Source organism: Mycobacterium sp. E3305 (assembly GCF_001666785.1).
Taxonomy (GTDB): Bacteria; Actinomycetota; Actinomycetes; order Mycobacteriales; family Mycobacteriaceae; genus Mycobacterium.
Window position 1 is genome coordinate 1 of the sequence record NZ_LZJA01000198.1, and the last position, 25,468, is coordinate 25,468.

At 69.9% G+C, this 25,468-nt stretch carries 21 protein-coding genes; 7 read left to right on the forward strand and 14 right to left on the reverse strand.

The genetic code is table 11. The annotated features are described in order from the left end of the window. From A5701_RS18285 to A5701_RS18310, 6 genes are all read right to left on the reverse strand, one after another. Positions 1-1,505 (reverse strand): class I adenylate-forming enzyme family protein (locus tag A5701_RS18285; RefSeq protein ID WP_067756763.1); only part of this gene is annotated, 1,505 nt, incomplete at its 3' end. A 60-nt stretch (positions 1,506-1,565) separates the two neighbouring features. Then, positions 1,566-2,342, reverse strand: coding sequence for a crotonase/enoyl-CoA hydratase family protein (locus A5701_RS18290; protein WP_067756766.1), 777 nt, complete (start codon positions 2,340-2,342; stop codon positions 1,566-1,568). A gap of 107 nt (positions 2,343-2,449) precedes the next feature. Continuing rightward, positions 2,450-3,859, reverse strand: coding sequence for a wax ester/triacylglycerol synthase family O-acyltransferase (locus tag A5701_RS18295; protein ID WP_067756769.1), 1,410 nt, complete (start codon positions 3,857-3,859; stop codon positions 2,450-2,452). Positions 3,860-3,903: 44 nt separating this feature from the next. Beyond that, positions 3,904-5,085: an alpha/beta hydrolase gene (locus tag A5701_RS18300; RefSeq protein WP_067756772.1), complete on the reverse strand. Its 1,182-nt coding sequence runs from the start codon at positions 5,083-5,085 to the stop codon at positions 3,904-3,906. Between the two features lie 188 nt (positions 5,086-5,273). Then, entirely contained in the window at positions 5,274-5,942 is a 669-nt protein-coding gene (locus A5701_RS18305; protein WP_067756775.1) for an SAM-dependent methyltransferase, read from the reverse strand. A gap of 223 nt (positions 5,943-6,165) precedes the next feature. Beyond that, positions 6,166-7,002, reverse strand: a complete 837-nt coding sequence (locus A5701_RS18310) for an alpha/beta fold hydrolase (RefSeq protein ID WP_197498954.1) — start codon at positions 7,000-7,002, stop codon at positions 6,166-6,168. 77 nt (positions 7,003-7,079) lie between these two features. Here A5701_RS18310 and A5701_RS18315 point away from each other — a divergent pair, with 77 nt between their 5' ends. Next, positions 7,080-7,979 (forward strand): alpha/beta hydrolase, encoded by a 900-nt coding sequence (locus A5701_RS18315; protein WP_067756778.1) that lies wholly within the window; start codon positions 7,080-7,082, stop codon positions 7,977-7,979. 7 nt (positions 7,980-7,986) lie between these two features. Here A5701_RS18315 and A5701_RS18320 read toward each other — a convergent pair whose 3' ends face one another. From A5701_RS18320 to A5701_RS18330, 3 genes are read right to left on the reverse strand one after another with little or no spacing between them, the layout of a single operon-like run. Further along, positions 7,987-9,291 (reverse strand): amidohydrolase family protein, encoded by a 1,305-nt coding sequence (locus A5701_RS18320; protein WP_067756781.1) that lies wholly within the window; start codon positions 9,289-9,291, stop codon positions 7,987-7,989. Beyond that, positions 9,285-10,475 carry a CoA transferase gene (locus A5701_RS18325; protein ID WP_067756784.1) on the reverse strand — a complete coding sequence of 397 codons (1,191 nt, stop codon included), beginning with the start codon at positions 10,473-10,475 and terminating at the stop codon, positions 9,285-9,287. The genes A5701_RS18320 and A5701_RS18325 overlap by 7 nt, the downstream gene beginning before the upstream one ends. Before the next feature lie 16 nt (positions 10,476-10,491). Continuing rightward, positions 10,492-11,487, reverse strand: a complete 996-nt coding sequence (locus A5701_RS18330; protein ID WP_067756787.1) for a MaoC family dehydratase — start codon at positions 11,485-11,487, stop codon at positions 10,492-10,494. Between the two features lie 30 nt (positions 11,488-11,517). On the opposite strand from A5701_RS18330, the gene A5701_RS18335 reads away from it, so the two are divergent. Both A5701_RS18335 and A5701_RS18340 read left to right on the forward strand, forming a co-directional pair. Further along, on the forward strand, positions 11,518-12,663 hold the full coding sequence (locus A5701_RS18335; protein ID WP_067756817.1) for an acyl-CoA dehydrogenase family protein: 1,146 nt from the start codon (positions 11,518-11,520) through the stop codon (positions 12,661-12,663). A 111-nt stretch (positions 12,664-12,774) separates the two neighbouring features. Next, positions 12,775-13,239, forward strand: a complete 465-nt coding sequence (locus A5701_RS18340; protein WP_067756791.1) for a CD225/dispanin family protein — start codon at positions 12,775-12,777, stop codon at positions 13,237-13,239. 18 nt (positions 13,240-13,257) lie between these two features. Here A5701_RS18340 and A5701_RS18345 read toward each other — a convergent pair whose 3' ends face one another. Both A5701_RS18345 and fadD4 read right to left on the reverse strand, forming a co-directional pair. Further along, positions 13,258-14,205, reverse strand: a complete 948-nt coding sequence (locus A5701_RS18345) for an enoyl-CoA hydratase/isomerase family protein (RefSeq protein ID WP_067756794.1) — start codon at positions 14,203-14,205, stop codon at positions 13,258-13,260. 3 nt (positions 14,206-14,208) lie between these two features. Next, complete coding sequence (gene fadD4 / locus A5701_RS18350) at positions 14,209-15,726, reverse strand: fatty-acid--CoA ligase FadD4 (RefSeq protein WP_067756797.1); 1,518 nt, start codon at positions 15,724-15,726, stop codon at positions 14,209-14,211. A 161-nt stretch (positions 15,727-15,887) separates the two neighbouring features. Here fadD4 and A5701_RS18355 point away from each other — a divergent pair, with 161 nt between their 5' ends. Then, entirely contained in the window at positions 15,888-17,003 is a 1,116-nt protein-coding gene (locus tag A5701_RS18355) for a sensor domain-containing diguanylate cyclase (protein ID WP_082950470.1), read from the forward strand. Here A5701_RS18355 and A5701_RS18360 read toward each other — a convergent pair whose 3' ends face one another. The 3 genes from A5701_RS18360 to A5701_RS18370 all read right to left on the reverse strand — a co-directional run bounded on the left by A5701_RS18360 (position 17,004) and on the right by A5701_RS18370 (position 21,621). Then, the gene (locus tag A5701_RS18360; RefSeq protein ID WP_067756800.1) at positions 17,004-18,833 is read right to left on the reverse strand and encodes a phosphoenolpyruvate carboxykinase (GTP); all 1,830 of its coding nucleotides are present in this window, start codon (positions 18,831-18,833) and stop codon (positions 17,004-17,006) included. 143 nt (positions 18,834-18,976) lie between these two features. Next, positions 18,977-20,554 carry a hypothetical protein gene (locus A5701_RS18365; RefSeq protein ID WP_197505012.1) on the reverse strand — a complete coding sequence of 526 codons (1,578 nt, stop codon included), beginning with the start codon at positions 20,552-20,554 and terminating at the stop codon, positions 18,977-18,979. After that, complete coding sequence (locus A5701_RS18370) at positions 20,551-21,621, reverse strand: hypothetical protein (protein WP_067756807.1); 1,071 nt, start codon at positions 21,619-21,621, stop codon at positions 20,551-20,553. The genes A5701_RS18365 and A5701_RS18370 overlap by 4 nt, the downstream gene beginning before the upstream one ends. Before the next feature lie 170 nt (positions 21,622-21,791). On the opposite strand from A5701_RS18370, the gene trmB reads away from it, so the two are divergent. The 3 genes from trmB to A5701_RS18385 all read left to right on the forward strand — a co-directional run. Next, on the forward strand, positions 21,792-22,583 hold the full coding sequence (trmB, locus tag A5701_RS18375) for a tRNA (guanosine(46)-N7)-methyltransferase TrmB (protein ID WP_197505013.1): 792 nt from the start codon (positions 21,792-21,794) through the stop codon (positions 22,581-22,583). 9 nt (positions 22,584-22,592) lie between these two features. Beyond that, positions 22,593-23,300: an NYN domain-containing protein gene (locus tag A5701_RS18380; RefSeq protein ID WP_067756824.1), complete on the forward strand. Its 708-nt coding sequence runs from the start codon at positions 22,593-22,595 to the stop codon at positions 23,298-23,300. A 58-nt stretch (positions 23,301-23,358) separates the two neighbouring features. After that, the coding region (locus A5701_RS18385; RefSeq protein WP_067756827.1) for an MMPL family transporter at positions 23,359-25,468 on the forward strand (2,110 nt) is incomplete at its 3' end.

A 25,468-nucleotide genomic window follows, 5' to 3' on the forward strand; every position in this document is an offset into this window, starting at 1 on the left:
TGGTCGGCCGGCGCGGCACGCAGTGCACCTAAGTCTTTGACGATCTCGCGGCGCAGCACCTTGCCGGTCGCCGTGGTGGGCAACTCGTCGCGAAACACCACGTGGTCCGGGGTGCGCGAGCCGCGCAGGCTCTTGCGGACGTGCTCGCGCAGCTCCTCGGGGTCGGGATCGATCCCGACGGCCGGGACCACGACGGCGACGATCGCCTGTCCCCATTGCGGGTCCTCCACGCCGACCACGGCGACGTCGCGCACGTGGGAGTGCTCGATGAGCACCTCCTCCAGCTCCGCCGGCGCGATGTTCTCGCCCCCGCGGATGATGGTGTCGTCGCTGCGACCGCTGACGAAAAGGTAGCCGTCCTGGTCGAGCAGGGCGACGTCGCGAGTCGGGAACCAGCCCTCGTCGTCGAGCACCGAGCCGATCCCGGTGTAGCGCCCCGACACCTGCTCGCCCCGCACGAACAGCTCACCGGGTTCGCCGGGTCCCAGCACCTTGCCGTCCTCGTCGCGGATCTGCAGTTCGATGCCGGGAACGGGGCGTCCGACCGACCCCAGCCTCTTGGCGACGTGCGCCTCCGCCGCCGAGTGCGCCTCCCGGTGGTCGTCGGGCCCCAACACCGCGATCGTCGAGCTGGTCTCGGTCAGGCCGTAGGCGTTGACGAAGCCCACGTGCGGCAGCAGCTCCAGCGCCCGGCGCACCAGCGGCAGGCCCACCTTGGAGCCGCCGTAGGCCAGGTTGCGCAGCGACGTCAGCTCGTGACCGCCGCTCTCCAGCACCGTGACGATCCGATCCAGCATGGTGGGCACAACCGTCGCGGTGGTCACTCGCTCGGCGTCGACCAACCGCACCCATTCCTGGGCGTCGAAGGTGGGCAGGTAGACCATCTTGCGCCCGGCGTACAGGTTGGACAGCGCGGCGCTGACCCCGGCGATGTGATACGGCGGAACGCAGATCAGTGCCGCCTCGCCCGCGTCGGCCGATTCGAACTCCACTGTCCCGGTGACATAACTGGTCAGGTTGTTGTGCGAGAGTTCGACGGCCTTGGGCTGCGACGTGGTGCCGGACGTGAACAGGACGATCGCGACGGACTCCGGGTCGGGGAACTCGGCGGCCGGCTCGGCACCGCGCGCCGCGGTCAGAAATTCCTCGGTGGTCATCAGCCGCGGCGACGCCCCGCCCAGCATGTCGCTGTACCGGCTGTCGACGACCACCAGCGGCTCGGGCAGGCGGTCGATCAGCGCCTGGATGCCGTCGGCGGACAGCCGGTAGTTGATCGGCGTGAAGGCGACCCCGGCGCGCGCGGCCGCGAAGATGAGGACCGGGAGCATGGCGCCGCCGGTGCCCACGTACGCGACGTGCCTGGCGCCGGATCCGGCGATCACGCCGGCGCCACCGTCGGCCAGGTCGCTGAGCTGCTGCGTCGTCAGCCGCACGTCGCCGGAGACGACCGCCGTGCGATCGGGGTTGCTCGACGCGGCCATCTCGAGCAGCAGCGAAATGCTCATCCTCGATCTTTCCGATTCCCCAACGGTTTACAAATCTAAGCCATAGTGTAACCCGGCCGCTCAGCTGCCCGTCCAGCGCGGTGGGCGCTTCTCGGCGAAGGCGATCGCGCCCTCCTTCGCGTCGTTGGACGCGAACACCGGCGCCAGCAGCTTGTTCTGCTCGGCGAACATCTCCTCGGGGCTCCAGCCGCGGGACTCGACGATGATCCGCTTGGTGGCGGCCACCGCCAGCGGGCCGTTGGCGGCGATCTTCTCGGCCAGCGCGATCGCCTCGTCGAGCGCCTTACCCGGCTCGGCCAACACGTTGACCAGCCCGAGCGCGTGGGCGCGCTCGGCGGGCAGGTTTTCCCCGGTGAGCGCCAGCTCCATCGCGATGGCCGACGGGATGCGCTGCGGCAGCCGCAGCAGGCCGCCGCCCCCGGCGACCAGCCCGCGCTTGACCTCGGGGATGCCGAAGGCCGAGTCCTTGGACGCGACGATCAGGTCGGTGGCCAAGGCGAGCTCGGTGCCGCCGGCCAGCGCGTAGCCCTCGACCGCCGCGATCAGCGGCTTGGCGGGTGGGCGCTCGGTGAAGCCCATGCCCCGGCCCGCCACGATCGGCAGCTCGCCGCGCGCGAAGGCCTTGAGGTCCATGCCCGCGCAGAAGGATCCGCCCGCGCCGGTCAGGATGCCCACCGAGAGACCGGCGTCGCCGTCGAGCCGATCGACGGCCGCGGCCAGGCCGTTGGCCACCGCGGCGTTGACCGCGTTCTTCGCCTTGGGCCGGTTGATCGTGATGATTAGAATCCGATCCCGCTGTTCGACCAGGACTTCGGGTTCGTTGGCGTCTTCGCTCACGGCCGCACAGCTCCTTCGGGTAGGGGTGGCTGCTTATCCGAGAAGATCGTAGCGGTCGACGGAAATGGCATTGGCACCAGTCGAGAGTCCCGTTTCCGGGATAGCCCTCAGGCTGGCGCCATCGCGGCCTCGACGACCGTCAGCTCTTCGGGAAGCCCTGCGGCCCTGCGTATTTCGATGAAGTCGGCGACCATGGCCTCGGTCACCTCGTGCGGGTCCTTGAGCGTGGCGCCGTCGGACAGCACCGAGATGTTGAGCTGGTCCACGTAGCTCCACACGGTGATGTTGAGGCCGCTGCCTGCGGTCAACGGGCCCACCGAGTAGATCTCGGTGACCAGCGCGCCGCCCACCCGGCCGCGCTCGCGCGGACCCGGCACGTTGGAGATGTTCAGGTTCAGGATCTTGTTGTGCCCGTCGCGGCCGGACGCCCACCGGAAGAAGGCCTGGGTCGGCGCGGGCGGCATGTAGGCCGCCCAGCGGCTGACCAGCTCAGGCCCCATCAGCTGGTTGCTCTCCTTTGCGGCGATCGCGTTCTCGTGGCTGCACTGCACCCGCTCCAGCGGATCGTCGGAATCGGTCGGGAGGCCCACCAGCACGCCGGTGAAGCGGTTGCCGGAGATCCGCTCCGGCGAGAAGTCGAAGCTCATCGGCACCGACGCCAGCAGCGGAACGGCCTCGCCGTCGTAGCGCAGCTGCAGAGTGCGCAGCGCGCCGGTCGCCATGGCGAGCACCATGTCGTTGATCGTCGCTCCCAGCCGCTTCCCCGTCTCCTTCACATCGGCCAGCGCCAGGGTGGCGGTGGCGAACCGGCGCTCCGGGGTGATCTTGTGGTTCATGAAGGTGGGCGGAGGTTCGAACGGCCGGCTCAACTCCGGTGACAGCTTGCGTGAGCTGCGGCGCACCCGGCCCAGCCCCTGCGCGGTGTAGCGGATCGTCGACGGGATCCGCCCCACGTGGCGCAGGTGGTCGGCGAACGCCGAACCCATCAGCTGCCCGGTGGTGGGCGGCGGGTCGGACACGTACGGCCCGCCCTCGGGTCCGGGCTGCAGGTCCATGCCGCGGGCCATCAGGTTGGCCGAGGCGACCCCGTCGGCGAGCGCGTGGTGGATCTTGCCCACCACCGCGATCCGGTTGTTCGCCAGGCCTTCGACGAAGTACATCTCCCACAGCGGCCGGCTGCGGTCCAGCGGCGTGCTGGCGATGCGCCCGATGGCCTCGTCCAGTTCGCGCCGGCCACCCGGAGCGGGCAGCCGCCATGGCCGGATGTGGTAGTCCAGGTCGAGGTCGCAGTGCTCCCGCCACATCGGGTGGTGGAGCTTGAAGGGGATCTCGACCAGCTGATAGCAGAACGGTTCCAGCTTGCCCAGGCGGCCGCGAATGACTTCGCGGAACGCGTCGATGCCGAAGTCAAGACGATCGGAATCGAGTTCGATCACAGCGGCTTTGATGGTGTGCATGTGCACGTTCGGCGTCTCGCTGTAGAGCAAGACCGCATCCCACCCGCTCAGCCGTTTCACCGCTGCCCCTTACCCATAAAGGGACCATACTCAGCGGCGGCGGTTCAGATAACCTCTTTGGCCGCGTTTGTCTTGGTGCGGTAAACCTGGTTGAGGAACAGCGAAGTCGCGTGCGCCGCGGCGCCCGCCCGTTCCCCGTCGACGAGGTCGTACCCGTGGCCCGCGCCGGGCAACTCCAGGTAGCCCACCATCGAATGCGACACCGTCCGCATCCGGTCCACGAAGCTGCGCGCCTGCTCGACGGGAATGACGCTGTCCCTGCTGCCGTGAATCACCAAGAACGGCGGGGCATTTCGATGCACACGCGCCATCGGGGACGCGTCGCGGAACACCTGGGGGTGGCGGTCCATCCTGCGCCTGACGACGACCCGCTCCAGGAAGTCGACGAACCGGTCCCGCTCCGGGGTCGACCGATCCTCCCAGTCGTAGCGACCGTAGATGCCGACCACGGCGTCGACCGAGGTGTTGGCGCCTTCGGGCAGCTTCGCGTGGTACTGCGGGTCGTCGGGGGTGAGCCCGGCCAGTGCGGACAGATGGCCGCCGGCCGAACACCCGGCCACGGCGACGAAATCGCGGTCGCCGCCGAACTTGTCGACGTTGGCACGCGCCCACGCGATCGCCGTCTTGACGTCGACGATGTGCCGCGGCCAGCGGTGGTGCGGGGCGACGCGGTAATCGATCGCCAGGCAGACCCAACCCTGCTCCGCCAACCGGGACATCAGGGCCGAGCCCTGACCCATGGCCTTGCCGTGCACCCAGGCGCCGCCCGGCACGAAGATGAGCACCGGCGCGGGCTGCGCGGGCAGGTCCTTGCGGCGCCACACGTCGAGCACCTGCGCGGGGTGGTCCCCGTAGTGGACCGCGCGGCGGTGGAGGTAGCGGCGCTGGCGCATCGCGTCCCAGATCGGCGGCGTCCGTACCGCCGCGGGCCATTCCAGCTCCAGGTCGGCGGCCGACACGATGCCCCGCAGCGCCGCGACGGACACGTCCTGAATGCTGACGTCATCGCCGCGCAGCGACTCGGCGGCTTCCTTCGCCTGACGCGGCTTGGTCATGCCGGAGAGGAAGTCGGGTGCGTGCCGGGCGCCCCAGATGCCCATCGCCGTGAGGCCGCCCAGGGGCTCGAGGTGCTTGCCGACCACCGGCAGCGACGCACCCGCGACGCTCAAGGCCAGCGCGTAGTCGCCGGGACGTGCCCGCAGCAACCATTTCGCGCACGAAGTCATACTCGGCCTCCTTGCCGTCGTGTGAGGGCAGCGTACCCCCGGGGCCAGGTCCGAAACTGACGTTTGCGTCGACCCATCATCCGGCGTCGGAAACACGCTGGGGCTGCGGTTGCCGTGTGCCGATTTGCCGTGCTCGCGGAGACGGCGGCGTTTGCCATTCGACCAAGAGACGGCCGGCCGCGACACGCTCACATGGACGCCAGACACGCGATTACGCGATCGCCGATCAGACGGAGACCGGTCAGCGTCAGACCGACCTGCGCCGCGAGCGCCGCGGCGCTGTCCACGCCGACCGACGCCCACCGAAACCAGGGTCCGACCTCGCCCGCGGACTCCAGCCGGACCCAGCGCGCACGGATGCCGATGTTCTCGGCGTCGAATTCGGCGACGCACCGCCCGCCCCGGGCCAGCAGCTCTGCCGCCCGTCCCAGGATGCGGCACGGGTCTCCGCCGAGGCCGACGTTGCCGTCGACCAGCAATACCGTCTGCCAAAGACCCATGCCGGGCAGCGGGTCGAACACATCGCCCAGCAGGGCCGGCGCGCCGCCGCGTCCCGCCAGCCGAATCGCGGCGACGGAGCGGTCGATGCCCAGGGCCGGTATCCCCCGCTGGATCAGCCGGGCCACCAGTCTGCCCGGGCCGCAACCCAATTCGATCGTCGGCCCGGTGCACATCTGGGTGACGGCTTCGTCGAAGACTTCGTCGAAGGCGTCCTCAGATCCATCACCGGGACATACGTCGTCGGGACATCGCACCCCCAACCAGCGGTGCGCCGGGAGCGGCCGCAGCTCCCCGTCGTCGTGGCGAATCCAACATCGCTCGCCGCCGAGTGCCTGATCGTAGAGATGACCCAGCATTCACGTCCCTCGCGTCCTGCCCGCCCGGGCGGTCCACGCTCGGTCCCGGTGAGGGACGTTGCGACGACGAAACGCTGACGCGTGCCGCGCTCGCCAGCATTCCACCGATACCCCGATCTTCGTGCGGCTAATCCACCGCCTTTGGGCTACGCGCCAGGGCGCGGAATGGTTCAGTCCCGCCGGGGATTCGGCAGAACTCCCTTGCCACACGCGTTCTCGCGGATCAAGCGGGGGCGCCGAACAGGAAGGCCTCAAGTACGTCGTTGACCCGGGCGGGGTCTTCCAGCGCCGCCAGGTGCGCGATGCCGTCGAGCACGCGAAACGACGCACCGGGGATCGACTCCGCCATGGCCCGAGTCTCCGCGACGGGAAAAGTGGCGTCCTCCGCGCCGGCGACCACCAGGACCGGGGCCGCGATGGTTCCCAGCAGCGCGTGCTGGTCGGGCCGGGCGGGGACCACGCTGCGGACCGCCCAGCGGGCCGAATCGATGTCGACCGCCCGCAGGCCGGCGCGCACGGTCTCGACCACGTCCGGCCGGGCGCGCAGCGTCGTCGGGCCGAGGAACGCGCGCAGGGCCGACCGCGTCAGGGGCGGCCGGATGCCGCCCAGCAGCGCCGCCGCGCGCAACATGGCCGCGTATTTCGCCTTCTGAACGGCGCCCGCCTTCGACGCCGTGCAGTTCATCAGGACGGCGCGGTCGAGGCGATCGGGGTGCAGCGCCGCGAACGTGGCGCCGATCATGCCGCCCCAGGAATTGCCGACGAAGTGGGCCTTCTCGATGCCGAGCCCGTCCAGCAGGTCGACGACGCAGCTCGCGCAGTCGGTGAACGTGAAGGCCGACCGGAGCGGCTCGCTGCCGCCGTGGCCGGGCGGGTCGATCAGCACCAGGCGGTGGCTCGCCCCGAACCGGGCGGCCTGGCCGGACCACAGGTCCCCGGTCATCAACAGGCTGGGCCACAGCAGCACCGCGGCGCCGGTGCCCGGGCTGACCTGCACGCGTATCTTGCCGAGCGCGGTGTCGACGAACCGCGCAGCGAGCCTCGGGACGTTCCCGGTCACGTTTGCCTCCCATGTCCGACCCCCGCGTATCACTGATAGCAGGCCGCGCGGTTTTCCGCGTCGGTGATACTGATGCGGTGCCGAACGCCGATGTTCACCCTGACCTGCAGCGGATCGCCCGATTCGCCCCGCGCCGACTCGTCGGTCCCCGCACGCTGCCGCTGATGCGGGCCGGGATCGCGTTGCGCAGCCGCCTCAGCAAGCCCGTCCGCGATGTCGAGGTCATCACGCTGGGTTCGGGGGCCGGCGTCCGGCTGTTCCGGCCGGCCGGCGTCGCGGGACCGGCCCCGGCGCTGCTGTGGATCCACGGCGGCGGATACGTGATCGGCACCGCCGAACAGGACGACCGGCTCTGCAGTGGGTTCAGCCGCCGGCTGGGCATCACCGTCGCATCGGTGGAATACCGCCTGGCGCCCGAACATCCGTACCCGGTGCCGCTGGAGGACTGCTATTCGGCGTTGACCTGGCTGGCGAATCTGCCGTCCGTGGACCGGTACCGGGTGGCCATCGGCGGGGCCAGCGCCGGCGGCGGCCTGGCCGCGGCCCTGGCGCTGCTCGCCCGCGACCGCGCCGAGGTGAGCCCCGCGTTCCAGCTGCTGACGTATCCGATGCTCGACGACCGCAGTTCGGCCACCGCCCCCAGCTCGAACTATCGGCTGTGGGACAACCGCAGCAACCAGTTCGGCTGGTCGGCGTATCTCGGCGACGCCGACCCGCAGGTCGCGGTGCCGGGGCGGCGCGACGACCTGAGCGGGCTGCCGCCGGCCTGGATCGGAGTCGGCACGCATGACCTGTTCCACGACGAGGACCTGGCGTACGCGGACCGGCTGACGGCCGCCGGGGTGCCGTGCCAGGTCGAGACGATCCCGGGCGCCTTCCACGGCTTCGACCTGATCGTGCCCAAAGCGCAAGTGTCGCAGCGTTTTTTCGACAGCCAGTGTGCAATGCTGCGCGCCGCCCTGGCCACCGCGCCGTGATCGCCGGTCACATCGAGAAGTAGACGAGTTCACCGCCGATGATGGTGGCCGCCACCATGCCTGCGTCGAGCTCGGCCAGCGCCGTCGCCGGCGGCTCGCTCAGCACACAGAGGTCCGCCGGCTCTCCGACCGCCACGGTGCGCGGCTGGCCCGGCCGGTCCGGCCGGCCGAGGAACATCGTCAAAGCCTCTCGGGCGGAGACACATTCGTTGGGGTTCAGCACGGCGCCGCTGACAGTGGTGCGGTGGACGGCGGCGCGCATCGCCGTCCAGGGGTCGCCGTGGCCGAACGGCATGTCGGTGGACAGGGCCACCGGCACCGTCGCCTCCAGCAGGGAGGCCACCCGCCACAGCTCGGGTTGCTCGGCGGTGGGGACGTCGGCGAGGTAGTGGTCGCCGCGCTCGGCAACGAGGTTGGGTTGCGTCACCACGGTGACACCCAGCTCGGCGAGGTCGGCCACGTTGTCCTGCGGCACCACGGCGGCGTGCTCGATCCGATCTCGTGGATGGCTGCCGGCCGACCGCAGCGCGGCGATGGTGACCACCAGCTGGGCCGCGGTCACGCAGTGCACGGCGACGGGCCTGCCCGTGTCGTGGTGGTCTCCGATCCAGTCCGTCAGGGCGTCGAGGTCGAGGCGGTCGTCGTGCAGGATGATCTTGCCCGGGGACAGGAAACTCGGTCGTGGCCGGAACTCGCCGTGCCGGTGCGCCACCACGAGCGACACCATGTCGTCGGCGTCGAGGTCCGGGGTGGCGTCGGTGACGCCGGTGACGCCGGTGGCGGTGATTCGCCGGCTCAGCTCCGCCAGGTCGCTCTCGCGCCGCTGCAGCAGGTCCGACCAGCCGTGGTCCGCGCTGCGCAGGCGCCCGTCGGGATGTTCGGAAAGCCCAATCCGGCCCAGCGCCTCGGAGTTGAGGATCCACAGCACCCCGCTGCGGTGCTGAATGCGCACCGGGGCGGTGCGCACCATCGCGTCGAGCGCGTCCCGGTCCAGATCGCCCGCGACCGACTCGTGATAGCCGATGGCGCGAATCCAGCCGTCGGGGCCCGGCGTCGCGTTCGACAGCAGTTGTGCCAGTTCGTATTTGGTGCTGACACCCGGTGGCCCGACGAAGAACGAATCCAGGGCCGAGGCGGCCGAACGCACGTGCACGTGGTGGTCGTGCAGGCCGGGCAGGACGGTGCCCCCACCGGCGTAGAGCACGCCCTCGCCGGTCTCGGCGGCCAGCCCGTCGCCCATTTCGTCGATGCGGGTGCCGAACCGGATGTCGGTGGTCGTCCCGTCCAGCAGAGTCGCGCGACGAATCAGCATCGCCGGCAACTCCTTTCGGCCACGATCCGGCGCACGGCCTCGTGGTCGGCGCCCAGCCGTGCCGACCGGCGGGCAGCCTGCGGAACACGCGGGGGCGGCGCGGGCCGGTTCGACACCGACGCCTGCGTCGGCAGCGCCGCGTAACCGGCGGCGACCGCGGCCATCGCGATCTCGATCAGTTCGCCGCCGCCGCGGCCCAGCGAATCGGCCACCAACCGCGTCGCCTCCAGCCCCGTCAGCGGATCGGCGATGGCGTCGGCGCAGAACACCGGTCCGTCGGCGGCGACGCCGACCAGGCCGCCGGCCACCGCGGCGTCGTCACCGAACCCTGGCCTGGCGCCGTCATAGCCGGTGATGCGCAACCAGATTCGCCCCTGCCTTGGCTCGATGTCGTGCGGCCCGAGGCGGCGCCGCGTCAGCGCCGCGGGCCGCGAGCCTTCGATCACGATGTCGGCGACGGCAAGCAGCTCGTGCAATTCGTCGGCGTTGGTGTCGAAATCGACGCAATAGGAGAGCTTTTCACCGTTCATCCAATGGAAGAAGGCCTGGTTCCCGGCCCGGGTGCCGTCGGGTCGGCGTGGGCTTTCGACTTTGACGACTGTCGCCCCGGCGCGCGCCAGCAGCTGTCCGCAGAGCGGACCGGCCCACATCGAGGACAGGTCGGCGACCAGCAGACCGCCGACGTCGCGCGCCGGCCCGCGGGCGCCCCACGGTCGGATCCGCGGCGCCGCGGCCGCGGCCTCGCTCAGGGCGGCCGCCGGGATGTCGAGCAGGGCCGCTCGCTCGACGACCGCGGAGCGGTGATGCGTTGCCGCCCAGTGCCGCACCGCCGGCCACGGGTCCGCCCCCACGTCGTCGCTCTGCACGAGGGCGGGGACGGCGGCGGCGTCGTCGGGCCGCGACAGCGTGATCGCGCACCAGCCGTCGGCGGCCGTCAGCAATCGGGTGGCGCCCCCGGCGGAGACCCGGCCGCCGCGGGTCAGGCCCAGCAGCGCGGCCCGCCCGGCCAGCAGGTCGGCGGCGTCGACCGCGACGCCCAGCCGCTCGCCGACGGCCGTTGCCACCCGCCGGGCGTGCCAGAGCACGTTCGCGCGGGAGAAGTCGGGCGGCCCGCCCGGCAGGCCGGTCAGGTAGGCCAGCCCGCTGCTCCCCCACGTCGACGTAGCCGAGCTCACGCCTCCCATTGTGCGCGTGGCGGTCCTAGAACTGGAGCGCGCTGAATCGCCAGTCCAGCACCGCACGGTCCGGCTCGCCCGCCGCGTAGACCAGCGACCGCAGCCGCAGCACGCCACCGTGCCGGGTCGGCTCGGCCGACTCGACGTGCAACTCGCTGTAGACGGTGTCGCCCTCGTGGACGGGACCGGTGTGATCGCAGGATTCCCAGCCCAGCACCGTAACCAGGTTGGGCAGCAGCCGGCTCGCCTGCGCGAGCGCCAGCCCGATGGTGTGGCCGCCGTACACCAGCCGTCGCCCGCCGACCCGCGAATCATGATGGGTGGCGGCGATATTCAGCGTGAGCCGGGCGAGCTCCGGGGCGCTGCTTACGACGTCGCCGGTGCTGTGCAGCACCGCACCGGCCAGGCCCGGCTCGAAGTGGGGACCTGGCACCTTGTTCCGGAAGACCTCGCCGTCCCAGTGCGCGGTCGGGTCGACGTCGGGGCCGGGCGCGTCGGCGCCGATGGTGGACAGGTCGTCGTGCGGCGCCTCGTCGGGCCGCCAGTCGGGGCCGGCGGGCAACATGCCGCAGCGGTAGAAGTCGAGCACCAGCCGGTCGTCCTGGTCGACGGTGGTCATCCGCAGCACCGCCATCCCGGTCGGAGCGCGACCCGGCTTGGGTGAGTTCGCCCGCAAGCCAACCACTTCCGTGCGGGTGTACAGGGAGTCGCCGATGACCGGGAACCGGTGAAACGCCAGGCCGCGGTAGAACAGGTTGGCCTTGACACGCTGGGTGGCCAGCGTCGACTGCCCGATCGCCACATCGCAGACCAGCGCCGGATGCGCCAGCGGGGCGGGCAGGCCGGTCACGGCGGCGCACAGCCCGGCGTCCAGGGCGAGCCGCAGCCGATCCCCCACGATCGCCTGGTGCACCGCGGCCAATCCCGAGGACAGCGTGATCACCGGCGCCCAGTCGAAGACCTGACCGACGGAGAGGTCGTCGAAGTAGGGCCCGCCCTCCCGTACATACGCAAAAGTCACGGGGCCAATATGGCACACGTGAGAAGTGAGCTGAACGACGAAGAAGAGATGCTCGTCGCCACGGTGCGGGCGTTCATCGACCGGGACGTCAAACCGACGGTCCGTGAGATCGAGCACGCCAACACCTATCCCGAGGCGTGGATCGAGCAGATGAAGCGGATCGGCATCTACGGCCTGGCGATTCCCGAGGAGTACGGCGGTTCGCCGGTCTCCATGCCGTGCTACGTGCGGGTCACCGAGGAATTGGCCCGCGGGTGGATGAGCCTGGCCGGGGCGATGGGCGGGCACACAGTGGTGGCAAAGCTGCTGACGCTGTTCGGGACCGAGGAGCAGAAGCGGGCCTACCTGCCGGTGATGGCGACCGGCGAGCTGCGGGCCACCATGGCGTTGACGGAGCCGGGCGGCGGCTCGGACCTGCAGAACATGACGACGACGGCCCTACCCGACGGCACGGGCGGCCTGCGCATCAACGGCGCCAAGACGTGGATCAGCAATGCGCGGAGGTCCGATCTGATCGCGCTGCTGTGCAAGACCGATCCGAACGCCGCGCCGCGACATCGGGGCATCTCGATCGTGCTCGTCCAGCACGGCCCGGGCCTGACGGTGTCGCGAGACCTTCCCAAGCTGGGCTACAAGGGCGTCGAATCCTGCGAGTTGTCGTTCGACGACTTCTCCGCGCCGGAGTCGGCGGTGCTGGGCGGCCGGATGGGCGAGGGCTTTTCGCAAATGATGAAGGGCCTGGAAACGGGGCGCATCCAGGTCGCCGCCCGCGCGCTGGGCGTGGGCACCGCGGCGCTCGAGGACGCGCTGGCCTATGCGCAGCAGCGGGAGAGCTTCGGGCGGCCGATCTGGAAGCACCAGTCGGTGGGCAACTACCTGGCCGACATGGCGACCAAGTTGACCGCCGCCCGTCAGCTCACCCGCTACGCCGCCGAGCGGTACGACAGCGGCGAGCGCTGCGACATGGAGGCGGGCATGGCCAAGCTGTTCGCCTCCGAAGTGGCGATGGAGATCGCGCTGAACGCCGTGCGGATTCACGGCGGCTACGGCTACTCGTGCGAATACGACGTGGAGCGTTACTTCCGCGACGCGCCCCTGATGATCGTCGGCGAGGGCACCAACGAGATTCAGCGCAACGTGATCGCCGGGCAGCTCGTCGCGCGCGGTGGCATCTGAGTCCGAATGTGCGGGCTTGACGCCCTGGTGTGCTGTATATTTGCCTGACTTCTGGCACCAGCAAAGCGGCGCGGGAGTAAAAGTCACTGCGACGAAGGAAAGTCGGCTGCCATGAGTTATCCCCCTGGGCCGTACGAAGGCTCGCCGGAATGGCAGGGTCAGCAGCCGGAATGGCAGGGTCAGCCGCCCGGTGGGCAGGGGCAGCCGCCGGGTTGGCAGGGCCAGCAACCGGGTTGGCCGGGCCAGCAGCCGGGTTGGCAGGCGCCGCAACCGGGCTGGCCGGGCCAGCAGGAGCCGGACAACTACCTCGTCTGGGCCATCCTGTGCACCGTGCTGTGCTGTCTGCCGTTCGGAATCGTGTCGATCGTCTACTCCACCAAGGTGTCCGGACTCTGGTCCCAGGGGCGCTACGCCGAGGCGCAGGCCGCCGCCGACAACGCCAAGAAATGGGCCATCATCGGCGCCATCGCGGGCGCGGTGTTCGCGGTGATCATGGTGATCCTGTATGTGGCGATCGGCGTGATCGCCGTCTCGAACCTGCCGTCGACCACGACCACGACGTATTCCGGCTTCTGACAACGCTTTAGGCGAGTTCTAGTCGCGGATCGCGTCGACCAGACCCCAGGCCAGCGCCGTTTCGGCGTCGATGGTGCGCCCGGACAGCACGAGATAGGCGGTGCGCCACCGGCCGATTCGGCGGGTGACGCTGAGCGTCCCGCCGGCGCCGGGGATCAGCCCCAGCTCGAGTTCGGGAAGGCCGAACACCGAATCCTCCCGCGCGGCCACCCATCCGCAGAACGCCGCCATCTCCAGCCCGCTGCCCAGCACGCGGCCGTGCACCTCGGCCCGGCAGGCGTCACCGAGCCGGGCGGTCAGCGCGTCGAGCGCCAGCGCGGGGCTGTGCCGGGTGCGGGCCAGGTGCGCGCTCGCGGGGTCGGCGAAGGTGCCGAACTCGGCGAGGTCGCCCCCGCTGCAGAACGACGGCCCGTTGCCGCGCAACACGATCCCGGACACGGACGGGTCCAGTAGCGCGACGGTCAGCGCCTCCAGGAGCGCGGCGCGGGCGTCGGTGGAAAACGCGTTGTGGCGCTGCGGCCGGTTGAACGCGATGCACACGGTGTCGCCGTCGCGGTGGGCCAGCACCGGGTCGGCGATGTCGGGCATCTCGGCCGGACCGCGTTCGCCCAGCCAGCGCGCGAATTCGGGTCCGGCCTGCAGGGTCGAGTACGCCAGCGATTCGATCACCACCCCAGCCAGCGCCGGGCCGCCCGGGTCCACCCCGCGCAGCACATCGTCACAGACGCTGCTGGCGTGCGGCCAACGACGACACCGAGCGGTCAGCCGCGCGAGCGCGTCGGGAACCGACTCGACCGTGATCGCCCGCCGATCGTGACAGCGGTCCTCGGTGACGGTGAAAGTCGCTGCCTCCAGCCAGGATTCACAGCGCTCGAGGTCGGAAGCGGCGCCGTGCGCCAGGATCACCCCCGGGGGGGATGCGGGACCGGCATCCGGCGGGCTCGCCAGGTCCACCACCTGGAGCATGGGTCACACCGAGTATTTCTCGATCAGCCCGTTCTTGTAGAGCTTGCCGGTGTCGGTGCGCGGCAATTGCGTCTCGAACGCGATCGATTTCGGACATTTGTAGTGCGCCAGTCGGTCTCGCAGCCAGGCCAGCAGCTCGTCGCCGAATTCGTCGGTGGCGTCACCCGGGTCGACGGTCTGCACGGCGGCGAGCACGCGTTGCCCCATCTCGTCGTCGGGAACCCCGAACACGGCCGCGTCCAACACCTTCGGGTGGGTGACCAAGAGGTTTTCGGCCTCCTGCGGGTAGATGTTCACCCCGCCCGAGATGATCATGTGGTGGCGCCGGTCGGTCAGGTACAGGTAGCCCTCCTCGTCGAGGTAGCCGATGTCGCCGACGGTGGCCCAGCCGTGCTTGCTGCGGGAGGCCGCGGTTTTCGTGGGGTCGTTGAGGTATTCGAACGAATATCCGCCCTCGAAGTAGATCTCTCCGGCCTGCCCGGGCGGCAGCTCGTTGCCGTTCTCGTCGAGGATGTGCAGGGCGCCCCCCATCGGTTTGCCGACCGAGCCGGGGTGCGCCAGCCACTCTTCGGCGGTGATCAGCGTCGACCCGTGCGCCTCGGAGGAGGCGTAGTACTCGTCGATGATCGGCCCCCACCAGTCCATCATCTGCTTCTTGATCTCCACCGGGCAGGGCGCCGCCGCGTGCATGACCCGCTGCAGGCTGGACAGGTCGTACGAATTACGCACCGCCTCAGGCAGTTTCAGCATGCGGGTGAACATCGCCGGGACGAACTGGCCGTGCGTGACGCGGTGACGCTGGATGGCGTCGAGGCAGCCCTCGGCATCGAATTTCTCCAGCACCACCGTCGTGACCCCGCCGGCCTGCGCGCTCATCGACCACACCGAGGGCGCCGTGTGATACAGCGGCGCCGGGCTCAGGTAGATCGAGTCCGGGTTCATCCAGAAGCTCACCAGCGCCGACATCATGCCGGGCGCCTCGGACGGCGGAACGTGCGGCAGTTCGCGTTTGATGCCCTTGGGCCGGCCGGTGGTGCCCGACGAATACTGCAGCAGGTCGCCCTCGAGTTCGTCGTCGATCGGGGTGTCGGGCTCGCCCGCAACGCATTCGGGGTAGCGCTGCCAGCCCTGGAGTTCGTCGTCGGCGATCAGCAGCAGCCCGGGCAGGCCGCCGGGCAGGTGCTCGGCCAGGTTCTCGCACGTCTTGCGCAGCGCCGCCGACCCGATGATCGCCTTGGCGGCGCTGTTGTCGATGATGTAGGCGGCCTCGGCCGCTGTCAGGTGCGTGTTGATCGGCACGTAGTACAGGCCGCTGCGCCGCGCCGCCCACATCACCGCGTGGATGTGTTCGTTGTTCTCCATCAGGATCGCGACGGCGTCGCCCTCGACGAGGCCGGCCCGCCGGAAGTAATGGGCCAGCCGGTTGGCCCGCGCCTCGAGCTCGTCGAAGGTGATGACCGTGCCGGAGGGGTGGAGGATGACGGCGGCCTTGCCGGCGCCGAGGTACTCGCGAATCTGCATGGGCAGACTGTACCGCCGAAAAACTTGACGGGTGTCAAGTGGTCGGGCGCCGGGGCCGCGGGCCCCGGATCGGTACTCGTGCAGCGCCGATCGGGTTGAGGTACCGTCCCTTGCACGACGCGGTTTCGGAGCGGCCGGTCGGTCTTGGTACGGAGGTGCCCATGGAGGCGGCTGAGCGCCTGTCCGCCCCCGCCGCGTGCTGCTCGCCGACCGGCCGACTCGGCGTTTACGACTATGTCGACGGCATGGAGCGCCTGCTGCAGGCGGTCCAGGAATTGTCGCTGGCGCGCAGCCTGCCGGAAATTCAGCGCATCGTCCGGACCTCGGCGCGTGAGCTCACCGGCTGCGACGGCGCCACTTTCGTCCTGCGCGACGACGACGCCTGCTACTACGCCGACGAGGATGCCATCGCACCGCTGTGGAAGGGCAGCCGCTTCCCGATCGAGATCTGCGTCAGCGGGTGGGCGATGCGCAACCGCGAGGCCGCGATCATCCCGGACATCTACCGGGATTCCCGTATCCCGCAAGGCCTTTACCGCGCGACCTTCGTCAAGAGCCTGGTGATGGTCCCGATCCGCAAGCTCGACCCGATCGGGGCGATCGGCAACTACTGGGCGCACCGGCATCCGCCGTCCGAGCAGGAGGTGCGCCTGCTGCAGGCCCTCGCCGATTCGACGTCGATCGCCATGGAGAACGTCGCGGTCTACTCCGAACTGGAACAGCGGGTGCGCGACCGCACCGCCGAGCTGGAAAGGGCCAACGAGGAGATCAGCCGGCTGTCGGTCACCGACGAGCTGACCGGGCTCAGCAATCGCCGCGGCTTCTACCTGCTGGCCGAGCAGAAGCTTCGCGGGGCGCACCACCTCGGGCACAACTGCGTGCTCGCCTTCCTCGACGTCGACGGGCTCAAGCGGGTCAACGACGAACAGGGACACGACGTCGGCGACGCGCTGATCAAGGACGTCGCCGAGGTGCTGCGCCAGGTGCGGCGCGAGTCCGACATTGTCGCCCGCCTCGGCGGCGACGAATTCTGCGTCATGATCACCGAACGCGACGCCGGCACGGCGGAGGTCAAGGAACGGCTCGCCGAGGCGTTCCACACTTTCAACGAGACCAGCGACCGCACCTACCGGCTGTCCGCCAGCATCGGCCTGGTGCAGGCGCCCGTCGCCGAGCACGCGACCCTGGACGAATTGCTGGCCCGGGCAGACGAATTGATGTACGCGGAGAAGAGGACCAGCCCCACCCGGCGCGCGGGTGGGGACCGCAGGCGCTAGCTAGCCGGCGTCGGCCAGCCGCTGCTTGAGCGCCTCGAACTCGTCCTTGACGCCGGTGGGCAGCTTCTCGCCGACGAACTCGAACCACTCCTCGATCAGGGGCAGCTCTTCGCGCCACTCGGCGGCGTTGACCGCGAGCGCCTTCGTGACGTCTTCGGCCTCGACGTCCAGGCCGTCGAGATCCAGGTCGGCCGCGGTCGGCACGATGCCGATCGGGGTGTCCTGACCGCCGGCCCGGTGCTCGATGCGGTCGACGATCCACTTCAGCACGCGGCTGTTCTCGCCGAAGCCCGGCCAGAGGAACTCGCCCTGTTCGCCGCGGCGGAACCAGTTGACGAAGAACACCTTCGGCAGCTTGGACTCGTCGGAGTTCTTGCCCAGGTCGAGCCAGTGCTGGAAGTAGTCACCGACGTGGTAGCCCAGGAACGGCAGCATGGCCATCGGGTCGCGGCGCACCGTGCCGACCTTGCCCTCGGCGGCGGCGGTCTGCTCGCTGCCCATGGTGGCGCCCATGAACACGCCGTGCTGCCAGTCGCGGGCCTGCGTCACCAGCGGCACCGTGGTCTTGCGGCGGGCGCCGAACAGTATCCCCGAGATCGGCACGCCCTGCGGGTCGTCCCACTCCGGCGCCAGGATGGGGCACTGCGACATCGGGGTGCAGTACCGCGAGTTCGGGTGGGCGGCTTTGGTTTCCGTCTCGCGGATGTACCAGTCCTGGCCCTTCCAGTCGATCAGGTGGTCCGGCTCGCCCTCCAGGCCTTCCCACCACACCTCGTCGTCGTCGGTCAGTGCGACGTTGGTGAACACGGTGTTGCCCGCCGCGATGGTGCGCATCGCGTTGGGGTTGGACTTCCAGTTGGTGCCCGGCGCCACCCCGAAGAAGCCGAACTCCGGGTTGACCGCGTACAGCCGGCCGTCCTTGCCGAACCGCATCCAGGCGATGTCATCGCCCAGGGTCTCGGCGCGCCAGCCCGGGATGGTCGGCTGCAGCATCGCGAGGTTGGTCTTGCCGCAGGCCGACGGGAACGCGGCGGCGAAGTAGTACGCCTTGTTCTCCGGGGAAATCAGCTTGAGGATCAGCATGTGCTCGGCCAGCCAGCCCTCGTCGTGGGCCATCGCCGAGGCGATGCGCAGCGAATAGCACTTCTTGCCCAGCAGGGCGTTCCCGCCGTAGCCGGAGCCGTAGCTCCAGATTTCGCGGGTCTCCGGGAAGTGGGTGATGTACTTGGTGTCGTTGCACGGCCACGGCACGTCCTTCTGGCCGGGCTCGAGCGGGGCGCCCACCGAGTGCAGCGCCTTGACGAAGAACCCGTCGTCGCCGATCTTCTCCAGGGCGGCCTTGCCCATCCGGGTCATCGTGCGCATGGAGACGACGACGTACTCCGAGTCGGTGATCTCGACGCCCAGCTTGGGGTCGTCGGCGCCGAGCGGGCCCATGCAGAACGGGACCACGTACATGGTGCGGCCGCGCATGCAGCCGCGGTACAGGTCGGTCATCAGCGCCCGCATCTCGCCCGGGTCCATCCAGTTGTTGGTGGGGCCGGCGTCGATCTCGCGCTCGGAGCAGATGAAGGTCCGCGACTCGACACGCGCAACGTCCGACGGGTCCGACAACGCCAGGTAGGAATTGGGGTGCTTCTTCTCGTTCAGCTTCGTGAACGTGCCGGCCTCGACCAGCTCGCCGGCCAGCCGGTCGAACTCTTCGGCGGAGCCGTCGGTGAACACCACGCGCTCAGGCTGAGTGAGCTCGGCGACCTCCCGTACCCACGACAGCAGCCCCTGATGGTTGGTGGGCGCGGTGTCCAAACCGGGAATGGTCGCTGAGGTCATCGAAATCTCCTGAATCCTTCTGCGTACTCGTACATCTCTTCAATTGCGTATGTGCTCGACCACACAGCTGCTTGAATGGTGGCGTTAACTACAGGTTATCGTGAGCACCTTGTCGGGGAAGCCTCGGGCAGGTATAAGCCTTCTCACAGCAACGATTCAGAAGCTTCCCCGGCATCCGCATCACCGCTGAAAGAAGCGGGTTTTTCGGTTGCCTCGTCCGCCGCGGCTTTTTCCACGTCCGAAACGGAATCGTCGGACGTAGATATACCCGCTTCACCGAGTTCCGCACGCACCGCCTCGAGGGCCGCCAGCACCGTCGGCAGCTCGCGGTCCCGGGCGGCGGCGTCCCGCGACGCGGCCGTGGCGTGCGCGCGCAGCTCGCGGTCGATGGCGTCGACCTGGTCGCTCACCTGGGCGTTTTCGACCTCGTCCTGGGCCAACACGGCCTTGCTGAGCACCGACTCGGCGACCAGGACGCGGGTGGCGACCAGCTCCTCGGCCACCGACCGCAGCGAGGAGGTGACGTCCCCCGCCCAGCGGTCGAGCAGCGCCCGGTCCCGCAGCAGGCTGCGGATGTGGATGACCAGCAGGGTGACCGCCAGGCCGATCGCCACGCATGTGACCGCCGCGGCCACCGACAGGGCGGGGCTGAGCCGAGCGGCCAGCCCGCCCATCAGCCGGCTCAGGGTCAGCGCCACGCCCAGGCCGAACCCGGCGCCCAGCAGCAACATCAGCCAGGTCTCGTGCCGCCGCGCTTTCAGCGGGGGCGGCGGGACGTCGACCGTCGGCAGCTGCTCGAGGGGCGGCAGGGCCGTCGCGACGCCCACCACCTGCGCGACGTCCGCGAGATGGGTGGCGGTGCCCTCGTTCACCTCGGCCACCACCTCGTCCAGCCGGCCGCGGGTGTGGGCCTCGAAGCCGGCCATGCTGCGCCGGGACAGACCGGCGGCGTCTTCCTGCAGCTCGCTGCGCACCGACGAACACCGGTTGCGCGCGAAGTGCGACAGCTGAACGCGCGCCTGCTGGATCTGACCGCGCAGCGTGACGGTGCGCTCGGTCCTCGCCTCGCGCCGCTGCCGCAGCGCGGTGCTGCGCTCGTCGCGCAACGCTTCCACCCGCGCCCGGCGCCCCGCGCCGTCGGCCTGGCGGTCGAACCGTTCCGCGACGGTGGCCAGCCGAGACTCCCAGGCCCGCAGCCTGTTTCGGCGATCGAGCTCCGGGTCTGCCAGCCGCGCCGAGACGGCCTCCGCCAGGTCGTCGACGATCGGCTCGCCCAGGTCGGGTTGCGCGGCCGCGCCCACCCAAGGCACCCCGGCGTAGCGCGGCGCATGCGCGGCCAGCGTCTCGCGGTCGGCGGCCAGGACGTCGCGCCAGCCCCGATGCACGTCGATCTTCGACACCGCCGCCACCACCGCATCGGTGTGCGCGGCGGCGGCGTCCAGCAGCGCGCAGTCGGACGGCGTGAGGTGCGCCGCCGCGGAAACCACGAACACCACGGCCAGCGGCACGTCGCCGGGCCCCAACTCCGACGACTCGACGAACTTGTGCCCCGGCAGCCGTTCCCGCAGCGCCGCGGCCACCGCGCTCACCCCCGCCAGCCACGGTCCCGTCACCAGCACCACGTCGCGGCGGTGCACGGCGGGAGGGTCCAGCTCCGGCCCGATGCTCGCAACCAGGGCGTCCACTCGGGCAATCGGATCATCGGGCGTGTCGGCGCTCACCGCCAGTCCCCCGGCAGCGACCCGCAGGCCCGCGACCACAGGCGCATCGATCCCCGCGCGATGTCGTCGCCGCAGGCGCGGTGCAGCTCGCTCGAGGTTGTGCGGCTGTAACGCTGCCACCGCACCGCCCGCGGCAGGTGCGCGGACGGGTCGCGGTCCCAGTCGGCGGGCCCCGCCACGCCCGGGTTCAGCCCGGCCGCCTCGGCAAGGTCGACGGCCGCCGCCATCCGTGCGACCACGGTGTCGTCGTGGGACAGGAACGCGCCGATCGTCTCGTCACCGACCGCCAGGGCCTCGAGCTCCGCGGCGGCGTCCAGCACCCGCCGGTAGCGCGCCTCGGCGCCGGCGACCGAGATCTTGGACAGGACGGCGTCGATCCCGCTCGTCCGGCGCAGCAGGGCCCGTAGCTGCGCGGTGGTCCTGCCCTGCCGCGCCGCCGCGACCCCGAGCGCGATGCCGAACAGGTCCAGGCTGTTCAGCAACCGCATCCGCACGCTGGTCGACAGGGGGTTGTCGGCCGCCAAGAACCCGGTGAAAGAGCCGTCGAGGCACTCGGCGGCGCCCGGATGCGCGGCCAGCGTCCGCAGCGCCGACCACAACGAGTCGTCCAGGCCGTCGAGCGCGGCGACCGCGAGCAGGCCGCTCACCGGCAGCATGGGCACACCGATCCGGGCGGTCAGCTCCGCACAGCGGCTGCGCGCCGCCGCGATCGGCCCGTCCCCGCCCGACAGCGACCCGACCAGGTCCGCCTTGTTCAGCACCGCAAGCACCGGGCGCCCGGCGCCGGCGATCGCGTCGGCGTCTTCGGGCTTGGCCACCTCGGCGAGCACCTGGACGACGACGTCGGCAGCACGGCCATCCGCCGTGCTCACCGCGATGCCCGCGGCGGCGCCGGCGCGGGCCAGCGCCCGGGCGACGGTGCCGCGCCCGACGCCGGGGCGGCCACGAACGAGCACGGCCAGCGGCGCGGCCGTCCGCTCCGCGATCGCCGTCACGCGCGGGTCGGGGTGGCCGGCGGCGAATCCCGCCAGTTCGTCGACGAAATCCTGGTGTCCTTGTCCCCTCATCGTCCCCTCATGCTTCACGTTCGGTTCGATGGATCCGACCCGGGGGCCGGTCGGGTCCCACCGAATGGTGGCACTTGCGTCACTTTGATGCGAGCCACCGTCTGACTGTTACCAGCTGAAGGCAACTGTTGGGTATCAATCCGGACCAGGGGCGGCTACATCACACGTTTATGCGCCACCATGGACAAATGCATGCGCAACCCGGGGTGGGAGTATGGCGCGCCGTGCCCCAGGAGGAATCGGACGACCGTCGCGACCAGCGCCTTCTTCCGGCATCGACCTTTCGCTCCCGGCGATCCGCCCTTTCCGACGCCCAGCGGCAGACCTGGGAACGGCTGTGGCCGCAGCTGGGCCTCTCCGTCGGCACCCAGTCCGCGACGGACGAAGGCGGCATGGAGCCGGCACTGGACACCCGCGCATGGTTTGGCCGCGAGGCGCCCCTGGTGCTCGAGATCGGTTGCGGCAGCGGCACCTCGACCGTGGCGATGGCCAAGGCCGAACCCGATATAGATGTGATCGCGGTGGAGATCTACAAGCGCGGGCTGGCGCAACTGCTGTGCGCGATCGACCGCGAAGGGGTCGGCAACATCCGCTTGATCCGCGGCAACGGCGTTGACGTGCTGCAGCGGCTGATCCCGCCGCGCTCGCTGACCGGAGTCCGCGTCTTCTTCCCCGACCCCTGGCCGAAGGCCCGCCACCACAAGCGCCGGTTTTTGCAGCCGGGCACGGTTGGCCTGATCGCCGACCGGTTACTCCCTGGTGGTGTCCTGCATGCGGCGACGGACCACCCCGGCTACGCCGAGCACATCGGTGCCGTCGGCGATGCCGAGCCGCGGCTGCGCCGCATCGACCCCGCGAGCAGGCTCCCGATCTCGGTGGTGCGGCCGACCACCAAGTACGAGACGAAGGCCCACGAGGCGGGCAGCGCCGTCACCGAATTCATCTGGCTGCGACATGAGTAGGCGATGACCATGAGCCTGGCGGAAGAACAGACCGCGGCAGCAGAACCCCTGGCGGTGTTGTCCGACGACGCGTCGCTGGGCAGCTTCTCACCGCCGGGTGGCCGTGTCTTGCTGGTCTGGGACGCGCCCAACCTCGACATGGGGCTCGGCTCGATCCTGGGCAGACGACCCACCGCCCTGGAGCGCCCGCGGTTCGACGCCCTGGGCCGCTGGCTGCTGGCGCGTACGGCCGAGGTCAGCGCGAGCCGGCCCGGTGTCGTGGTCGAGCCCGAGGCCACCGTGTTCACCAACATCGCGCCGGGCAGCGCCGACGTCGTCCGCCCCTGGGTGGACGCGCTGCGCAACGTGGGGTTCGCCGTATTCGCCAAGCCGAAGATCGACGAGGACAGCGACGTCGACCGCGACATGCTCGCCCACATCGAGCTGCGGCGCAGCCAGGGGCTGGCGGCGCTGGTGGTGGCGTCGGCCGACGGGCAGGCATTTCGCCTGCCGCTGGAGGAGATAGCCCGCACCGGAGTCGCCGTCCAAGTCATCGGATTTCGCGAACATGCGAGTTGGGCGCTAGCGTCGGATACCTTGGACTTTGTCGACCTGGAAGACATCAGCGGTGTGTTCCGGGAGCCGTTGCCGCGAATCGGCCTAGATTCGCTGCCTGACCAGGGAGCATGGCTGCAGCCGTTCCGGCCGCTGTCCGCTCTGTTGACCGCGCGTGTGTGACACTGGCTTGGAAACCGAGACACCACGCGGGTCGTTGACGATCCAGTAAGGAGCTTGCGTGTTCGCCTGGTGGGGTCGAACTGTGTACCGGTATCGGTACATCGTGATCGGGGTCACGGTAGCTCTGTGCCTGCTGGGTGGCGTCTTCGGGATGAGCCTGGGCAAGCATGTCACACAGAGCGGCTTCTACGACGAGGGCAGCCAATCCGTGAAGGCCTCGGTGCTGGGCGACCAGACCTACGGCCGCGACCGCACCAGCCACATCGTCGCCACTTTCACCGCCCCGGAGGGCAAGACGGTGGACGACCCGGCATGGCGGGACAAGATCGTCGCCCAGCTCAACAAGTTCAAGACCGACCACGCCGACCAGGTGGTGGGCTGGGCCGGCTGGCTGGCCGCGCCGGACAGCACCAATCCCCTGATCAAGGGCATGGTCAGCGAGGATCGCAAGCACACGTTCGTTTCCATCCCGCTCAAGGGCGACGATGACGACACGATCCTCAACAACTACAAGGCGATCGCGCCCGATCTGCAGAAGCTCGACGGCGGGACGGTGGCGCTGGCCGGCCTCGAGCCGATCGCCAACGCCCTGACCGGCACCATCGCCACCGACCAGCGGCGCATGGAGGTGCTGGCACTGCCGTTGGTGACGGTTGTGCTGTTCCTGGTCTTCGGCGGCGCGATCGCCGCCGGCCTGCCCGCCATCGTCGGCGGGCTCAGCATCGCCGGCTCGCTCGGCATCCTCCGCCTCGTCGCCATGTTCGGGCCGGTGCACTTCTTCGCCCAGCCCGTGGTCTCGCTGATCGGCCTCGGTATCGCCATCGACTACGGACTTTTCGTCGTGAGCCGGTTCCGGGAGGAAATCGCCGAGGGCTACGACACCGAGGCGGCCGTGCGCCGAACGGTGATGACCGCCGGGCGCACCGTCACGTTCTCGGCGGTGCTGATCATCGCCTCGAGCGCCAGCCTGCTGGTGCTGCCGCAGGGCTTCGTGCACTCGCTGACCTACGCCATCTTCGCCGCGGTGGGGCTGGCCGCGCTGCTGTCGATCACGTTCCTGCCGGCCTGCCTGGGCATCCTCGGCCGCCACGTGGACGCGCTGGGCGTCCGGACCGCGTTCCGGGTGCCGTTCCTGCGGAACTGGAAGTGGTCGCGCGCCTACCTCAACTGGCTCGCCGACCGGCTGCAGAAGACCAAGACCCGCGAAGAGGTCGAGGCCGGCTTCTGGGGCAAGCTGGTCAACTGGGTGATGAAGCGGCCGCTCGCGTTCGCCATCCCGATCGCCGTCGGCATGATCCTGCTCGTCATCCCCCTGGGCAACCTGTCGTTCGGTGGCATGAGCGAAAAGTATTTGCCGCCGAACAATTCGGTGCGCCAGGCCCAGGAGCACTTCGACAAGCTCTTCCCCGGATACCGCACCGAGCAACTCACGGTCGTCATTCAGAGCACCAACAACAGCAAGGTCACCGACCAACAGGTCGCCGACATCCGCAACCGGATCTCCTCGATCGGTGGCTTCACCGACAAGACCTGGGAGGAGCGGCCCTGCCCGACGATCGCGGGCAACCCCTGCGTCGCCGGCCCGAACGGGACGACGGTGCCCAAGGACGGCTCGGTGCGGGTGATCCAGAACGGCCTCGTCAATAAGAACGATGCCGCCAAGAAGATCAGCGAGCTGCGGGCGATAAACCCGCCGAAGGGCCTCAACCTCTATGTCGGCGGCACCCCCGCGCTGGAGCAGGACAGCATCCACAGCCTGTTCGACAAGGCTCCGCTGATGCTGGTCCTGTTGCTCACCGCGACCATGCTGTTGATGTTCCTGGCGTTCGGATCGGTGGTGTTGCCGATCAAGGCCGCGGTGATGAGCGCGCTGACGCTCGGGTCCACGATGGGCATCCTGACGTGGATCTTCGTCGACGGGCACCTGTCGCATTGGCTGAATTTCACCCCGACCCCGCTGATGGTGGTGCTGATCGCGCTGGTCGTCGCGGTGGGCTTCGGTCTGGCCACCGACTACGAGGTGTTCCTGGTGTCCCGCATGGTCGAGGCGCGCGAACGTGGCATGTCGACCGCCGAGGCCATCCGCATCGGCACCGCGACGACCAGCGCGATCAGCACCACCATCAGCGGGGTCGGGGTGAAATTCAGCCAATGCGACAGGTGCCCGT

Bases quoted from the DNA above. Each gene is read 5' to 3' on its own strand.
- A5701_RS18300 (WP_067756772.1), bottom strand. From the start codon at position 5,085: ATGACTTCGTGCGCGAAATGGTTGCTGCGGGCACGTCCCGGCGACTAC.
- A5701_RS18305 (WP_067756775.1), bottom strand. From the start codon at position 5,942: ATGCTGGGTCATCTCTACGATCAGGCACTCGGCGGCGAGCGATGTTGG.
- A5701_RS18320 (WP_067756781.1), bottom strand. From the start codon at position 9,291: ATGCTGATTCGTCGCGCGACTCTGCTGGACGGGACGACCACCGACATC.
- A5701_RS18325 (WP_067756784.1), bottom strand. From the start codon at position 10,475: ATGGGAGGCGTGAGCTCGGCTACGTCGACGTGGGGGAGCAGCGGGCTG.
- A5701_RS18340 (WP_067756791.1), top strand. From the start codon at position 12,775: ATGAGTTATCCCCCTGGGCCGTACGAAGGCTCGCCGGAATGGCAGGGT.
- A5701_RS18345 (WP_067756794.1), bottom strand. From the start codon at position 14,205: ATGCTCCAGGTGGTGGACCTGGCGAGCCCGCCGGATGCCGGTCCCGCA.
- fadD4 (WP_067756797.1), bottom strand. From the start codon at position 15,726: ATGCAGATTCGCGAGTACCTCGGCGCCGGCAAGGCCGCCGTCATCCTC.
- A5701_RS18355 (WP_082950470.1), top strand. From the start codon at position 15,888: ATGGAGGCGGCTGAGCGCCTGTCCGCCCCCGCCGCGTGCTGCTCGCCG.
- A5701_RS18360 (WP_067756800.1), bottom strand. From the start codon at position 18,833: ATGACCTCAGCGACCATTCCCGGTTTGGACACCGCGCCCACCAACCAT.
- A5701_RS18370 (WP_067756807.1), bottom strand. From the start codon at position 21,621: ATGAGGGGACAAGGACACCAGGATTTCGTCGACGAACTGGCGGGATTC.
- trmB (WP_197505013.1), top strand. From the start codon at position 21,792: ATGCGCCACCATGGACAAATGCATGCGCAACCCGGGGTGGGAGTATGG.
- A5701_RS18380 (WP_067756824.1), top strand. From the start codon at position 22,593: ATGAGCCTGGCGGAAGAACAGACCGCGGCAGCAGAACCCCTGGCGGTG.